The 15,525-nt window shown below is 46.9% G+C and carries 11 protein-coding genes; 6 read left to right on the top strand and 5 right to left on the bottom strand.

The genetic code is table 11. The features are described 5' to 3' along the window. The first annotated feature begins 237 nt into the window (after window positions 1-237). From ACMXI2_RS05560 to ACMXI2_RS05550, 3 genes are all read left to right on the top strand, one after another. Complete coding sequence (locus ACMXI2_RS05560) at window positions 238-825, top strand: DUF445 domain-containing protein (protein WP_483780706.1); 588 nt, start codon at window positions 238-240, stop codon at window positions 823-825. Between the two features lie 167 nt (window positions 826-992). Next, window positions 993-3,548 carry a TonB-dependent receptor gene (locus ACMXI2_RS05555; protein WP_483780705.1) on the top strand — a complete coding sequence of 852 codons (2,556 nt, stop codon included), beginning with the start codon at window positions 993-995 and terminating at the stop codon, window positions 3,546-3,548. A gap of 170 nt (window positions 3,549-3,718) precedes the next feature. Continuing rightward, the gene (locus ACMXI2_RS05550; RefSeq protein ID WP_483780704.1) at window positions 3,719-6,187 is read left to right on the top strand and encodes a TonB-dependent receptor; all 2,469 of its coding nucleotides are present in this window, start codon (window positions 3,719-3,721) and stop codon (window positions 6,185-6,187) included. Window positions 6,188-6,230: 43 nt separating this feature from the next. Here ACMXI2_RS05550 and ACMXI2_RS05545 read toward each other — a convergent pair whose 3' ends face one another. Continuing rightward, window positions 6,231-6,884, bottom strand: coding sequence for a protein-L-isoaspartate(D-aspartate) O-methyltransferase (locus ACMXI2_RS05545; protein ID WP_079468543.1), 654 nt, complete (start codon window positions 6,882-6,884; stop codon window positions 6,231-6,233). Window positions 6,885-7,008: 124 nt separating this feature from the next. On the opposite strand from ACMXI2_RS05545, the gene ACMXI2_RS05540 reads away from it, so the two are divergent. Together ACMXI2_RS05540 and ACMXI2_RS05535 are read left to right on the top strand one after the other, a co-directional pair. Further along, the gene (locus tag ACMXI2_RS05540) at window positions 7,009-8,733 is read left to right on the top strand and encodes a phospho-sugar mutase (protein WP_483780703.1); all 1,725 of its coding nucleotides are present in this window, start codon (window positions 7,009-7,011) and stop codon (window positions 8,731-8,733) included. 103 nt (window positions 8,734-8,836) lie between these two features. Further along, window positions 8,837-9,775, top strand: a complete 939-nt coding sequence (locus tag ACMXI2_RS05535) for a DUF2279 domain-containing protein (protein ID WP_483780702.1) — start codon at window positions 8,837-8,839, stop codon at window positions 9,773-9,775. Between the two features lie 4 nt (window positions 9,776-9,779). Here the strand turns inward: ACMXI2_RS05535 and ACMXI2_RS05530 are convergent, their stop codons facing one another. After that, window positions 9,780-10,277, bottom strand: a complete 498-nt coding sequence (locus ACMXI2_RS05530) for a phosphoribosyltransferase family protein (RefSeq protein ID WP_483780701.1) — start codon at window positions 10,275-10,277, stop codon at window positions 9,780-9,782. Window positions 10,278-10,403: 126 nt separating this feature from the next. On the opposite strand from ACMXI2_RS05530, the gene ACMXI2_RS05525 reads away from it, so the two are divergent. Further along, a complete protein-coding gene (locus ACMXI2_RS05525; protein WP_483780700.1) occupies window positions 10,404-11,717 on the top strand; it encodes a 4Fe-4S dicluster domain-containing protein in 1,314 nt (437 codons plus the stop codon). Window positions 11,718-11,793: 76 nt separating this feature from the next. Here ACMXI2_RS05525 and ACMXI2_RS05520 read toward each other — a convergent pair whose 3' ends face one another. The 3 genes from ACMXI2_RS05520 to ACMXI2_RS05510 are packed head-to-tail and all read right to left on the bottom strand — an operon-like array spanning window position 11,794 to window position 15,520. Next, window positions 11,794-13,200: a PKD-like family lipoprotein gene (locus ACMXI2_RS05520; protein WP_483780699.1), complete on the bottom strand. Its 1,407-nt coding sequence runs from the start codon at window positions 13,198-13,200 to the stop codon at window positions 11,794-11,796. 15 nt (window positions 13,201-13,215) lie between these two features. Then, complete coding sequence (locus ACMXI2_RS05515; protein ID WP_483780698.1) at window positions 13,216-14,055, bottom strand: DUF4843 domain-containing protein; 840 nt, start codon at window positions 14,053-14,055, stop codon at window positions 13,216-13,218. Window positions 14,056-14,065: 10 nt separating this feature from the next. Further along, window positions 14,066-15,520 (bottom strand): RagB/SusD family nutrient uptake outer membrane protein, encoded by a 1,455-nt coding sequence (locus ACMXI2_RS05510; RefSeq protein ID WP_483780697.1) that lies wholly within the window; start codon window positions 15,518-15,520, stop codon window positions 14,066-14,068. Window positions 15,521-15,525 lie beyond the last annotated feature (5 nt).

Raw genomic sequence — 15,525 nt, 5'->3', positions numbered from 1 at the left:
CTTCAGACTGATAGACGACCTTATCGTTCTTGACTCTTCTGAAGAATTAGCCCTCCATCTCGCCACCCAAAAGGATCATCTCATCACTTTTCACATCCCCCTGACGAAATGCCATTATGGTTCAGCAACGGCCTCCCCCACTTATTCCAACAAGGCTCCTTCCTCTAACCAAAAAATTCATTCACTTATTGCCTTCCAATTTTTTACATTTGTAACATCTGAAAATCAATTCATTCAATGATCTTTTTCCTTCCCCTCATCGCTGCTGTCATCGGTTGGTTACTCAATAGCCTTGCTGTTACCCTGCTTTTTCGCCCGTATAAACCCGTTAAAACCGGCTTTATCACCCTGCAGGGATTGTTCCCAAAAAGACAAACACACCTGGCTAACAGCATCGGGGCACTGGTAGCGCAACAGTTTTCTTTTGAGGATATCAAAGCTAAAATGACCGATCCTGAAAAGATCAAAAAGATTATTCCACTCGTAGAAGCGCACCTGGACAGCTTCCTGCGGGAAAGACTTCCCAAAGCAATGCCCGTACTGTCCATGTTCATCGGCGATAGTATTGTAAACCAGATAAAAACCCACCTGGTAGCAGAACTGGATACCCTCTTTCCCGTACTCATCCGCCAATACCTCGATAACATAGAACAGGACCTGAACCTGGAAAAAATGATAGCACAGAAAATTGCAGGTATCTCCGCAGCACAACTGGAAACCATTACCCACAATCTCCTCAGCAGGGAACTAAAAAGTTTTAAACTTCTCGGCGCCATCAGCGGACTCATTACCGGGTTAATAGGTATGGCTATCTCCCTTTGGTAATACGCTGAAACACAGCTCTGTTAACTACTGTTAAGACCTCTTAGCGCTTATATTTGCGATTTCCTGCGCGTAATAATTCCACTCATCACAATCTCAAACCATTCATACCTGTACCCCGATACATTTGTCCTTATCTGAGAAGAAAGTCCGGATAAAAAACGATAAGGATGAAAAAATGCTACGCAGTTCTTGCTGGTATACTTTTGTGGCAGGCGCACACCTTTGCACAGGCGCCGGGAGCTACAGCCCCACGACAGGGACAGGGACAACAGGGAAGACCCAACATGCCTCAGATTGGCCATTTATATGGCAAACTGGTGGATGCTAAAACAGGGAAAGCAATAGAATATGCTTCTGTTACTTTATTAAGGCAGAAAGATTCCTCACTGGTGACAGGCATGCTCACCAAACCCAATGGCGACTTCAGCCTGGAAAACCTGCCCTTCGGCCCCATGATTCTACGTGTTAATTTCATGGGCTACACTAACATGCAGAAAAAAGTAACCATCACGCCACAGGCCACCGAACAGGATCTTGGCAATATCAAAATGCAGCAGAACGTAAAAACACTGCAAAGCGTGGAGATCACCGGCCAGAAAAGCGCCTTTGCAATGGGCATCGATAAAAAAGTATTTAACGTAGACAGGAACCTCACCAGCGTTGGCGGCACCGCACAGGATGTACTGAAAAACGTACCATCCGTGAATGTAGACCTCGATGGAAATGTTACCGTTCGTAATGCTTCTCCCAATATCTTTGTAGATGGCAAACCCTCCACACTCACACTCGATCAGATTCCGGCAGATGCGATAGAAAGTATTGAACTGGTTACCAACCCCTCTGCAAAATACGACGCAGAAGGCATGTCCGGTATACTCAATATTGTGCTGAAGAAAAACCGTAAAGCCGGCTTCAATGGCGCCGTGAATGCGGGTATCGGTACCGGCAACAAATACAACGGCGGCGGCAATATTAATATCCGTCAGGGTAAATTCAATGTGTTCGCCAACTATAACATCAATGCCAATCAAAACTGGGCAGAGGGTACCACCAGCCGCAGCAACTACAGCAACGGCCAAAAGGCAGATACCAACTTCCTCCTCCAGAACAGCAACAGCACCAGCAAACCACTGTTTCAGTTCGGACGGTTCGGCCTGGACTATATGCCCGATAACAGGAATACCATCTCCATTTCACAAAATATTGTGGCCGGAGATTTTAAAAACAACGAAGACCTGCGAAGCACATTCTCCGATAAAGATCACATGGTAACCGGTATCAGCGACCGCCTGAACAATAATAACTTCAGCTTCCGCAACTACACCACTGCATTGAGTTTCAAACATACCTTTGCACAGCCGAATAAAGAATGGACCGCTGATATCAATTATAATAACAGCAAAAATAACCGCAACGGCGACTATCTCACACAAGCGCAAAACGCGGCAGGGTTGCCACTCGGACAAGCATTGCTGCAAAACAATACCACCAACGGCAAAACCACTTTTGTTACTTTTCAAACAGATTACACCAACCCCATTGGGAAGAATGGCAAGCTGGAAGTAGGCGCCAAAGCTACTTTACGCGATTATACCAGTATGTATAACGTGTACGACAGGGATACCACTACCGGTGAATTTATCAACAACCCGCAGCTCTCCAACAATTATAAATACAACGAAGAGATCTATGCCGGTTACGCCAACTTCGCCAATACCATCGGCAACTTCGGCTACCAGGCAGGCTTACGTGTAGAGCAATATGTGTATGCAGGCGAAAATGAAGGCACTAAGTACAAGCCCACCAAAGCAGTACCAGGCTTCTTTCCCAGCCTCTTTCTCTCTGAAAAATTAAAGAACGACCAGGAGTTACAGTTGAATTATTCCCGCCGTGTAAACAGGCCCAACTTCTTCCAGCTGATCCCTTACCGCGATTACAGCGATCCGCAGAATCAACGGGAAGGTAATCCAAACCTGAAACCGGAATACACCAACAGCTTTGAGTTTTCATATGTGAAGAACTGGGCCAACAGCAACTTCCTGGGTAGCGTGTATTTCAGGAATACCAACGATATGATTTCCACCATCAGCACACCCATTGGCGCGGATACACTGCTCACGCAGTACATCAATGCCAACAGGAGTAACTCTTACGGTGCAGAGCTGACCATGAAAAATCAAATCCTGAAAGGATGGGATGTCACCACCAACGTAAACCTCTACCAAACAGATATGAAGGTAAACGCCAATGGTCAGAACTATGATAACAACGGCTTCAGCTGGTTTGCTAAAATAAATTCTGAAACAAAATTACCGGCCAACTTCACCGTGCAGGTAAATGCTACTTACCAGGCGCCTACTATTGCGCTCCCGTCGTCCGGGGGCGGCCGCGGCGGAGGAGGTGGATTTAACCAGATCCCAAGCTCCGCACAGGGTACCATCAAAGGTTTCAGCATGGTGGACCTCGCAGTGAAAAAAGATTTCCTGAAAAATAAAGCAGCTTCTGTAACGCTCAGCGTATCAGATATTTTCAATACCCGTCAGTATGAGCTGAACCAGGCATCACCGGAGTTTGCACAGGATTATATCCGCAAACGTGAATCCAGGATACTGAAACTCAACTTCAGCTACCGCTTCGGTAAATTTGATGCCTCGCTGTTTAAAAAGAAAAAGAAAGACTCCGGAAACGATACACAGATGGGCGATCCCATGCAGAGTTTCTAAAAAACAGATTAAAGAAGGTGAATGCAAACCACAGGCCGGTTAGTAGTGTTACAACACGCTGCCGGCCATGTTTTTTTAGCTACCACTCATCATATTTCGTGAATGTTTAAACATACGCCTGTTACTTTTACGCTGTTGTTGTATCATTATTAAAGTTGCTAAGTCCACGCATGCGAAATTTTTTCTCACTCATGGTCGTGCTGTTTGTTGCGTCGTATAACGTCAACGCACAAACGCCAATCCCCACAAGCCTGAAGATAACAGGGAAAGTAGCAGATATTGTTACCGGGAAACCTATCGAATATGCTTCTGTGGTACTACTCAAGCAAGTAGATTCCTCTATGGTTACCGGCGCTTATACCACTCCCACCGGCGCCTTCTCACTCAATAATATTACGCCCGGCATCTATGTTGTCCGCATCACCTTTATGGGATACGAAAAACTGGAAAAGGCAGTGAGGGTAACAGAAGGGAAAAATACGCTGGCCGGCACACTTCGCCTGCAACCTGCCGGTAAAGTGCTGAACGCAGTGGAAATAAAAGCAGAAAAACCTGCCTTCTCCATGCAAATAGACCGGCAGGTATTTGATGCCGGTAATATGATCAATGCAGAAGGAGGAACGGGAACGGATATACTAAAAAACATTCCCAGCGTGGATGTGGATATTGATGATAACATTACGCTCCGTGGTAAAAGTGTTACTATTTATGTAGATGGTAAACCCTCTCCTTTCGGGGATGCTAAAACAGCCCTGCAAATGATCCCCGCGGAAAGCATCGACCGGGTGGAAGTGATCAATAATCCCTCCGCGAAATTTGAAGCCAACGGCAGCGGCGGTATTATCAACATCGTCCTGAAAAAAGATAAGGCCATCGGCTACAACGTAATGTTCAACGCAGGCGGCACTACCCGCGGAGAAGGCTTCGGAAGCGCCAATGCCAGTTTGCGTATGAAACGGTTTAACTTCTTCGCCAACTACAACGGTCGCTACGAACAGGTAAACGGCAGCGGAAAAAGCTTCCGCCAGAATCTTATCGCAGACAGCAGCGATACCTGGTACTTCTCCCAGATCAGCAAAAATGAAAACAGGAACACCAACAACGGCGGCCGCTTCGGATTCGATTACTTCATGGATGATCACAATACCTTCACGCTGTCGCAGGGGCTGAACTATAACCACAGCCAGAATGAAGACAACATCTTCCTGAACTACATGGACCAGAAAATGGAATCCCTGCGTAACGGGGAACGTGCCAATAACAGTTACAACCGCGGCAATAATAAAAATACCAATCTCAGTTACAAACATACTTTCGATAAACCCAACCAGGAACTCACAGCCTACATCAGCTATAGCGGCAATAACAGCAGCAGCGGAAGTAACTACAATACCCAGTATCACATCGCATCTGTTGATACGCTTCCCAACGCCGATAAACAAAGCAATAAAGGGAAAAATGGCAACCGCTTCTGGAACCTGCAATCGGACTACACTTCCCCACTTGGTAAGAAAGGTAAACTGGAAGCAGGGGTGAAAACCACCATGCGGCATATCGACAATAACTACGTAGCCACCTTGTTCGACTGGGACGAAAAAGATTATGTGATCAGCCCCACCCTGTCCAATAAATATGATTATGAAGAAGATATTTACGCAGGCTATCTCAATTTCGCCAACGCCATCGGCAACCTCGGTTACCAGGTAGGCGTGCGTGCAGAACAATCGCAGCTCAAAGGATACTCGTTTACAAAAGATACCACGGTGAATAACCGTTTCTTTAACCTGTTTCCCAGCGTATTCCTCAAATACAATATGCCGAAAAACCAGAACCAGAGCCTGGTGTTCAACTATTCCACCCGGATAGACCGGCCCAACTTTGATCAGCTGCTACCATATATCAACAACTCGGATCCGCAGAATATCCGCACGGGTAACCCGGAGCTGCAGCCGGCACTGTCGCATAAGTTTGAGGTAGGCTACTCGGTATATTATCCCAAATCCAATAATTACCTGAGCACCAGTACCTATTTCGCGCAAACAAATGATAACATAGACCGTATCAGCACCCTCGATACCATTTCCGGCGTTACCACCACCAAACCCATGAACCTGGCCACCCAGCAAAATATGGGCGGAAATGTGTCTTATAGCTTAAACCTTACCAAGTGGTGGAAAGTATGGGCCAATCTGAATGTAGAATACAGCAAGCTTACCAGCATCGCCATCAATAATGAAAACTTCAGCTACGGATTAAACGGGAACACACAATTTCGTTTACCCGGTAAGTTTAGTGTGGAGCTAGGCGGTCATTTCCGCTCTCCCCGTATTCAGCCGCAGGGAACATTCAAAGCCATGAATGGAATTGATCTGGGACTCCGCAAGGAACTGCTGAACAAATCGCTGGTGGTGGCCCTCAATATCTCGGATCTGCTGAATACGCAGCAGTTCAGCTCACATTATGAAACCAATACCTTCATCCAGGATTACGACCGTAAAAGGACTACCCGCTTCATCCGGCTGAATGTGCGCTACCGTTTTGGCAAAATGGACCCGAACCTCTTTAAGAAAAAGAAACCACAGGAAGAAGAAGAAAAACAGGAAGAAGAAAAGCCCAGGGAGGGCGCAGGACGGCTTTAATCAGGCAGGATCATATCAGTGCAGGGGCTTCATCTCCCCTGCATTATTTTTTTCCGGCCAGCATGGGTACAAAGGAGAAGTTATCGAATAACTCCTGCTCATTCTCCGTTTCGCTGATTTTGGTAATGCGCAGCATACGCTGTACCTCCTGCCCGCCAACGGGAATCACCATTTTGCCGCCGATCTTCATCTGTTGCAGCAATTTTTCAGGGATATAGGGTGCTGCTGCCGTTACCAGCACCTTGTCAAAGGGCGCATAGGTAGACAATCCCTCATAACCATCTCCGTAAAAGAAACGAAGATTACGATATTGGGCTTTAAAAGGAAAACTTTTTACCTGGTCAAACAGCTTCCGTTGTCGTTCTATCGTAAATACATTGGCTTTCAGCTCGGCCAGCACACATGCCTGGTAGGCGCTGCCTGTCCCTATTTCCAGCACTTTTTCATAGGGTTTTACCTCCAGCAGCTGCGTTTGATAGGCTACCGTATACGGCTGCGAAATGGTTTGCCCCTCCCCGATAGGGAAGGCCCTGTCGTCGTAAGCTATACTCTCAAAAGCCGTATCCAGGAAAAAATGCCTGGGAATATTGCCAATAGCTGCCAGTACGTTTTCATCTGTAATACCTTTCTGACGGATACTATCGACTAACTGTTTACGTAATCCTTTTTGTTTATAAGTATCTTCATACCGCCTCATGGCCGCAAAATTAACCAATACAAGGGATTTTCAATGTATTTTGAAATCTGTAATTTCCAACATTCATTTTTTTATTTTTACTTTACAATCCATTTTAGCACTTACGGCTCACAAAAAAAAGATCATGGATATAAATATTCAAAGCAAAGTAACGCAATGGCTCAACGGTAATTACGATGCTGAAACCGTTGCCACACTGAAAAAAATGCAGGAAGGGAACCCTGATGATCTCAACGACGCTTTTTACCGTAACCTCGAATTTGGTACCGGTGGCCTCAGGGGTATCATGGGCGTTGGCACCAACCGCATGAATAAATATACCCTTGGAATGGCCACTCAGGGCTTCGCCAATTACCTCAAAAAAACCTTTACCGGCGAAATTAAGGTAGCCATTGCACACGACAGCCGCAATAATGCCCGCTTTTTCGCGGAAACCGTTGCCAACGTTTTTGCCGCCAACGACATTAAGGTGTTTCTTTTTGAAAGCCTGCGCCCCACCCCGGAACTGTCTTTTACCATCCGTTACCTTCAATGCCAGGGTGGCGTGGTACTTACCGCCTCCCATAACCCGAAGGAATACAATGGCTACAAAGCCTACTGGGACGACGGCGCACAGCTGGTACCACCACACGATAACAATGTGATCCGTGAAGTAGAGAACATCGCTTCCCCGGATGAGGTGAAATGGACCGGTGGTGAAGCCAATATCACCCTCATCGGTAAAGAAATAGACGAAGCATACCGTCAGGAACTGCTCAGCCTGTCCATCAATCCCGATATTAACAAACAACAGCACGATCTTAAAATAGTATATACCCCTATTCACGGTACCGGTATCACCCAGGTACCCCAGCTGCTGGAACAATACGGCTTTACCAATGTAAACATTGTCCAGGAACAGGCTACCCCCGATGGAAACTTCCCCACCGTAGTATACCCTAACCCGGAAGAATCGGAAGCCATGAGCCTCGGCCTCAAAAAAGCCAAAGAACTCGATGCCGATATCCTCCTGGGTACCGACCCCGACGCCGATCGTGTAGGCATTGCCGTGAAAGACCTGAAAGGAGAATGGATCCTGCTCAACGGTAATCAAACCGGCGTACTGCTGTTTAACTACATCGTGGAAAGCCGCAAAAGCAAAGGACTCGCCAAAGCAAACGACTATATTGCCAAAACAGTTGTAACGTCCGACCTGATCGATGTATTTGCTGCCAAAAACAATATTACCTGCTATAACGTACTTACCGGCTTCAAATGGATCGCTGACCTGATCCGCCGGAAAGAGCCAAAGGAAAACTTCATCTGCGGAGGTGAAGAGTCCTATGGTTATATGATTGGTCAGAATGTACGCGATAAAGACGCCATCGCCTCTGTAGCCATGATCTGTGAAATGGCCGCCTACGCACGCAGCCAGGGCAAAACCCTGTTTGAACAACTGATCGACATCTATGTACGCTATGGCTATTACATGGAAAGTTTGATTTCTATTACCAAGAAGGGAATGAGAGGCGCCGAAGAAATCGCTGAAATGATGCGCGGATACCGCGAAAATCCACCGGTTTCCATCAACGGCTCACCGGTTGTAACCCTTTACGACTACCAGCTGCAACAGATCAGGGATATTAAAACCGGCGACATTAAATCGCTGGACCTCCCGAAATCCAATGTACTGCAGTTTGTACTGGAAGATGGCAGCAAAATATCCGCCCGTCCTTCCGGTACTGAACCAAAGATCAAATTCTATTTCAGCGTAAATGCGCCTTTAGCCAACGCAGGTGACTACGACAAGGTGACCGCTGAACTGAATCAGAAAATAACCGGCATTATTCAGGATCTGAAACTGAAATAAAGCCCGTCATCTGAAAAGATGATAAAAACCGGGAATGTTGAAAGAATGGACTCCTCCGGAATTTCCCCCCTTTCAGCATTCCCGGTATTGTTTAGCTACCCGCATGAAAAAGCCACTGCTTATCCTGATCCTGTTACTGCCGTTTTTCAGCAGCATGGCACAAAAAAAAGTGCCTTTCTCCACTATACCCGATACTACCATCCCATCACGCGTATGGATCCTGAGCGGCACTACTGCAGCCCTTTATGGCGCCGGACTGGCAGCGCTCAACACCGCCTGGTACAAAGGCTACCCCAGGTCGGGATTTCATTTCTTTAATGATATGGGCGAATGGAACCAGGTGGATAAGGCCGGGCATATTTTCAGCGCATACTTCATCGGGAAATACAGCCGCGAAATGTGGCGCTGGTCGGGACTACCACGAAAAAAACAAATCTGGATCGGCGGCCTGAGCGGGTTTGCCTACCAGTCCGTTGTGGAAGTGCTGGACGGCTACTCTGCTGAATGGGGATTTTCCTGGGGAGATATGGGCGCCAACGCCATCGGGTCTGCCCTGCTCATCAGCCAGGAACTGGCCTGGAACGAACAACGTATCCAGCTAAAGTTTTCGGCGCATCCACAACATTACGATGACCCGGTATTACAGCATAAGGCAGATCAGCTCTTTGGCACCACCTTCTGGGAAAGAACCCTGAAAGATTATAACGGTCAAACGTACTGGCTGTCAGTAAACCTTTACTCCTTCCGGAAAGAAAGCCGGCTCCCCAAATGGCTGAATATTGCCGTGGGATATGGCTCACAGGGTATGATAGGCGGCCGCGATAATACCTGGACAGACGAACACAGTATCTACCACGACTACAGTCAGCTCCGGCGTATACGCCAGTTCTATCTTTCCCCCGATGTGGATTTTACAAAAATACCCACACGGAAAAAAGGCGTTAAAGTAATATTCCAGGTGTTGAATATGCTGAAGTTTCCTGCCCCCACCTTTGAAATCAATTCAAAGGGGAACATGAAATTACACGCAATCTATTTTTAATCACTTATTCAAAGTAAGCGGAAACAATTTCTTCCCCGTTCATTTCTACCAGCACCATGTCCTGCAGCGTGGTAGCCAGTGAATATCCTACGAAGTCAACGGATAAAGGGAAAGATTTGTGCTTACGGTCTACCAGTACAGCCGTCTGGATCTTTTTGGGGAGATACTTCAGCAGCGGCTTCAGGGCGTAAAGCATGGTGCGGCCGGAGTTGGCCACATCATCTACCACCACTATCACTTTGTTATTGAAGTCTATTTCTTCAGATACCACTACTTCACCGGGATGCTGCTTATCCAGGCGCAATTCAATAATATGGATTTTCAGGGGAGATATCTGTCCGAGAATAGCGGCCAGTTTATGGGCTATGATCACGCCACGGTCCCAGATACCGGCTAATATGATATCCGTGCCATCGCTGTTATGCTCATAGATTTCATAAGCAATACGCTCAACTTTCTTTTGAATGATATCCTGCGTTAGAATGATGTTCCTGCTTTCCATGATTGCAAAAATAAGCAATTAGCCATTAGCAGTTAGCACTTAGCAAAAAAATCAAATACACTAAACCTTAACCGCTAACGGCTGATAGCTAAAAAAGACATAAATTAGGGAGTCAAATCTGAGCTAATGCAAATCGTACAAGAATTATTATTTGTGATCCTATTCGGAACAGCGGTATATCTTTTTGCCCAAAAGGCAAGCCGGATAAGGAAAAATATACTACTGGGGCGTGATACAGACCTGAGTGACCATCCGGATCAGCGTTGGAAAAATCTGCTGCTGCTGGCTTTTGGTCAGAAAAAAATGTTCCGTAACCCACTGGTAGCTGTATTGCACTTTTTCGTATATGCCGGATTCCTGATCATCAATATTGAAATACTGGAAATCATCCTGGACGGTATCCTGGGTACACATCGTTTATTCGTTCCCGTACTGGGCGCTGTTTACCCCGTGCTGATCGGTTTATTTGAAGTGCTTGCTGTACTGGTAATTACCGGATGCGCCGTCTTCCTGGTACGCAGAAACATATTAAAGCTGAAACGCTTTATGAGCAAGGATCTTGACGGGTGGCCGCGCTCAGATGCCAACTATATCCTGATCACCGAAATTGTGCTGATGCTCCTGTTCCTCACCATGAACGCAGCCGATCAGGCATTACAGGCGAAAGGCGCCACACATTATATAGCTACCGGCAACTTCTGGATTTCAGGCATGTTTGCGCCCATCTTCAGCGGCATGTCCGATAGCTCACTGGAAATACTGGAGCGCAGCTGCTGGTGGCTGCACATCGCCGGTGTACTCGCTTTCCTGAACTATCTCCCCTATTCCAAGCACCTGCATATTATCCTCGCATTTCCCAATGCATACTATGCCAGCCTGGAGCCCAAAGGTGAAATGGAAAACATGCCTGCCGTACAGCATGAAGTACAGCTGATGCTGCAACCGGAGCTGGCTGCCAACGCTCCTGCCTCCGATACCATGCCTAAGTTCGGCGCCAAAGACGTAATGGACCTCACCTGGAAAAATCTGCTGGACGCCTACAGCTGCACAGAATGCGGCCGCTGCACAGCTGCCTGCCCGGCCAATATCACCGGCAAACTCCTGTCGCCCCGTAAAATAATGATGGATACCCGCGACCGTCTCGAAGAAGTTGGCCGCAACATCAAAGCGAATGGCGCCTTTACAGATGACAACAAAAGCCTGTTACGCAATTATATCCTGGAAGAAGAACTGCGCGCCTGCACTACCTGTAACGCCTGCGTACAGGAATGCCCGGTAAGTATTAACCCGCTGGATATTATCCTCCAGCTGCGCCGCCACCTGGTAATGGAAGAATCCAGCGCCCCGGCAGAATGGACCGGCATGTTCAGCAACATCGAAAATAATATGGCCCCCTGGAAGTTCAGTATGGACGACCGGGATAAATGGACCGGAGAATAAAAATCACTAAACATATAAAACGAAGAAGCCGTCATAATTGACGGCTTCTTCGTTTTATGCAATAGGGGCTCATTCATTAATTCGCTCTCACAATCACATCCTTCGGCGCTCCCGGAATACCATCCACTCTCTTCGTGGTTTCTCCATTATGCCCCGTGCCTACATCCAGGTAAAAAATACTGCCTCTCACACCCACCAGCAACTGGTTGCCGTTATCCAGCAGTTTCAGCATGGTAATCGTTTGACCGCTGAAAGAAGCAGCCATTTCTTTCACATCCTTATTCAATGGGTTATACCGGTATACCTTATCTCCCTGCGTAAAATAAAATACGCCCACCGGCGATTCTGCCCAAAGTGTGGCTGCATTGATCTTATCCGCAATCACCGGCTTTCTTTTTTCCAGCGCGTGAAAAACAGGATCGCTACCGGTTCTGAACTCCACGCCGAAACGCAGTTCCCTGATCTGGCCAACACTGTCGCAGAACGCATAACATTCATTGTCTGAAAAACGACCCAGGTGCAACATATCCATCTTCAGGTTCTTGGGGGTAAATGCAGAATCTTTTACGATGTAGTTAGTATCAAGATAATTGCCCCAGTCCATCCGTACCAGCTTCCGCTTCGTTTCCTCAAAGCCCACGAAATAACCCCGGTTATCAGGATCACTCGCAATAATGGCCGGAGACAAGCTATAGGTACCGGAAAGCGGGATGCCCATAAAACCATAATAGGTGGCAAAAGGCGCTGTTTCTGTAGCACCGCGGTATAACTTTTTGTTGATAATACCTACGGGTACGCCAAGACTCGAAGGAATAAAAGTAGATACCTCCAGCGGCCCCGGATCGGAATAAAAATTCTTCGCCAGCGTTCTCACCTTGCTCAGGTTATTAGGATCAATATAAACACCCCCTGTTTTAAAAGTAGCCCAGTAACCCGTAATGAGATTACCATAGTTAACATTTTTCATCATGGTTAGCTGCAATGCGCCACCAGGAAGGGTATCGTGATTAATATTGGTATATACATCGGCTTGTACGGTGCCATCTTCCTTAATAAAAGATATTTTAGAAGCCGTTACATCATCACTCAATACCACCGTGCCGCGCGTAAAGGTAGCAGTACCGTTGATGACAAATTTATAATAGTACTTCATGTCGGTAATACTATCATATACAATATACACTGCGGGATAGCGCGATGCGCCCAAACCAAATACAATGCGCAGCTCCTGGCCGGTATAATCCTGCGTACCCATCTGGCCGGGAACGGAAATCTTCCACAATCCCTCGTACTTTGTATTGCCGGAGGCCAGCACCACCTTCGGAGATATGATAAAGCTATCTCCTACAACCGCCGTGTAAGCGGTATCTAACCGCGTGATCACCGGCTCGGGAACCGGGTGATAATCGTAATTGCCTTTGTCTTTATAGCAGGCGGTAAATAATACCAGGATGCCTATGATATATAGAAATACATGTCTCATGTGTATAGGTTTTTGTTATTGTGGTACAATCCTGTTCCCGTGTTCGTCATGGAAATAATACCTGCCGTCTGCAGCACTGTATTCGAGCGGGTATTTTTTATTAAGATTACCTGTATTATAGAAATAATAAGTACCGTTTGGTTCCTGTCCGATAGCATAACCCTTGTCCTTATAGTCGGCTGTGCGGGCAATAGGGTCCATCATAAACGCCCGGAACTGCCGCAGGTAAAACAATGTTTTGGGAGTGGATTGCCAGTCGGAGTTATCCAGTTGTAACTCCGTGGTGCCGGAAGTACGGATAAACAGTTCATGCTTCACCCGGGAATAAACACCGAGGTCGCTTTCCCATACCACCCACCACAGCGGCTGTTCCAGCCGGTTTGAAAAAGTAATCTTGGCAGTATCGTAGGAGGGAAAGTCGTTGCTGAATGCAGAGGAAGCAGAGATCTTTAGCTTAATCACCACAGAGGTATCCAGCAGCAGCGGATCGCTTCCGTAAATGATCAGCGGCAGATAAGCCTTACCTGAATCGGCCGGGATCTTATATGCCGTGTCCAGCGCTTTGTAGTGCAATCCGGCGGTGGCGGTAGATCCGCTGGCTACTACGGTTGCTTTGAACCACCTGTCGTATGCCACCCGCTCACCGGAAATCCTTACCGGCAATAAAAGGGTGTCTATTGATATTTCGGGGAAAAGGGCAAAGGAATAAAAGAAGCTGTCTACCCTGGTGCTCTTTATATCATCTGTAAAATCAAAATAAACATTACTGTTCTCACGGAACACCAGATCATCCTGCTTTTTGCATGCTATCAGCAGGATCCAGCTGAACATGCTTATCGCTGTTATCTTTTTCATGTGCTATATTTTATCGGTTACCGTATGCGATTTCATCATCAGGAAGCGGCAGTACAAACACGCCATCAGAGGCAGCCACCGGCTTGCCGCCTAATCCCAGTATCGGTCTGTTTAAGCGTTTGTACATGTAGAACAGCTGTCCTTCCCCGTACAATTCTTTGCGCGCTTCTTTCAGCAATTCGGTATAAAAACTGTTGGCATCAGCCGGGCCAGTGTATGGCCCGATACCGCGGTACAGTCTTACTTCATTGAAATATGCCCAGGCTTTACCCGGATCCGTAGTGAAAGTGCATTCCGCCGCGATGTAATAAATTTCACTGAGCCGCAGTGCCGGTCCCATCAGGTAGTGAAGATTATCATCCGTGCGCTTGTATTTTTCCAGTTGCAGGTAGGTAGTACTGTTTACGGATTGCTCGCTGAACCATTGTTTAAAACGGAAGTCCTCCCCGCCTATTCCTGCTACTTCATAAATATTTTTGCCTTCTGTGCTGGAAATAAACAATCCCTGTCCGTTACCTTTCCGGAACTGGTCGTTCATGGCATCTTTCCGGTTGGGCATATAGAAGCCGAATATAAGTTCCTTATACAGGATCCTGTCTTTCTTTGCATCGTTGCCATTCATGAAGTCCTCCTGGCGGGTCCACGGGAATTTCTTTGCATTAATAATTTCCAGGGCATTCTGTAACGCCTGTACGGGGTCATTTTTATAGAGATATACCCTGGCCAGCTCACCGCATACTGCATAATAATTTAAACGGTGACGGCGCTGCTGTACAAACATTTCCCCGTTGCCTTCTGTACTGGAATCCCTGATCATATAGCCTACTTTATAACCCGCATTTAAGATCGGGTCCACGCCACGCAATATTTCTTTTGCCGCGGTGAGATCTTTGATCACAGAATCCAGCAGCGCTGTTACGGTTTGCATGGGGGCGGCGTTTTTGGAAAACTCCGTTACATAAGGTACCCCCTGTGCCCCCGGCTTGCTGGCAAAGGAAGGGGCAAACAGGCGGAGCGCATCAAAATGACACCAGGCCCGCATCGCCAGCGATTCTCCTTTGATAAGGCCGTAATTAACATTTGACAGGATATTTTTCTGCTGGTCTACTTTAGCAAGAATTAAATTGCTGTTGGCAATCACTTCATACAATCTTTGCCAGATCTTATCTTTCCTGCCAATCAGGCTTTTATCATTATAGTTATAGATAGCAGCCTGCCGGTAACCACCCGCATCTATAACGGGAATAGCATAGTTTTGCGCCAATACATCAGGCAAACCACCCATCAGTTCCTTGCCGTAAATCTCTTCATTCAAACACAGGCTGTAAAGGCCATTCACAGCGTCTTTAAAGCCATCTTCGGTTTTGAACAACTCATCGCCGGATACTTCCGAAATCGGTTTTATATCCAGCCATTTGCTGCAGGAGGTGGAGAATAGTAAAATGAGGACTAAATACTTCTTCATATATA

The organism is Chitinophaga sp. G7 BAM 1005 (assembly GCF_057126945.1).
This window is presented reverse-complemented; position numbering and strand designations above follow the sequence as displayed.

Excerpts from the sequence above, each read along its gene's own strand:
- ACMXI2_RS05515 (WP_483780698.1), bottom strand. The coding sequence starts at position 14,055 with ATGAAAAAGATAACAGCGATAAGCATGTTCAGCTGGATCCTGCTGATA.
- ACMXI2_RS05540 (WP_483780703.1), top strand. The coding sequence starts at position 7,009 with ATGGATATAAATATTCAAAGCAAAGTAACGCAATGGCTCAACGGTAAT.
- ACMXI2_RS05510 (WP_483780697.1), bottom strand. The coding sequence starts at position 15,520 with ATGAAGAAGTATTTAGTCCTCATTTTACTATTCTCCACCTCCTGCAGC.
- ACMXI2_RS05545 (WP_079468543.1), bottom strand. The coding sequence starts at position 6,884 with ATGAGGCGGTATGAAGATACTTATAAACAAAAAGGATTACGTAAACAG.
- ACMXI2_RS05555 (WP_483780705.1), top strand. The coding sequence starts at position 993 with ATGAAAAAATGCTACGCAGTTCTTGCTGGTATACTTTTGTGGCAGGCG.
- ACMXI2_RS05550 (WP_483780704.1), top strand. The coding sequence starts at position 3,719 with ATGCGAAATTTTTTCTCACTCATGGTCGTGCTGTTTGTTGCGTCGTAT.
- ACMXI2_RS05520 (WP_483780699.1), bottom strand. The coding sequence starts at position 13,200 with ATGAGACATGTATTTCTATATATCATAGGCATCCTGGTATTATTTACC.
- ACMXI2_RS05535 (WP_483780702.1), top strand. The coding sequence starts at position 8,837 with ATGAAAAAGCCACTGCTTATCCTGATCCTGTTACTGCCGTTTTTCAGC.
- ACMXI2_RS05530 (WP_483780701.1), bottom strand. The coding sequence starts at position 10,277 with ATGGAAAGCAGGAACATCATTCTAACGCAGGATATCATTCAAAAGAAA.
- ACMXI2_RS05525 (WP_483780700.1), top strand. The coding sequence starts at position 10,404 with ATGCAAATCGTACAAGAATTATTATTTGTGATCCTATTCGGAACAGCG.
- ACMXI2_RS05560 (WP_483780706.1), top strand. The coding sequence starts at position 238 with ATGATCTTTTTCCTTCCCCTCATCGCTGCTGTCATCGGTTGGTTACTC.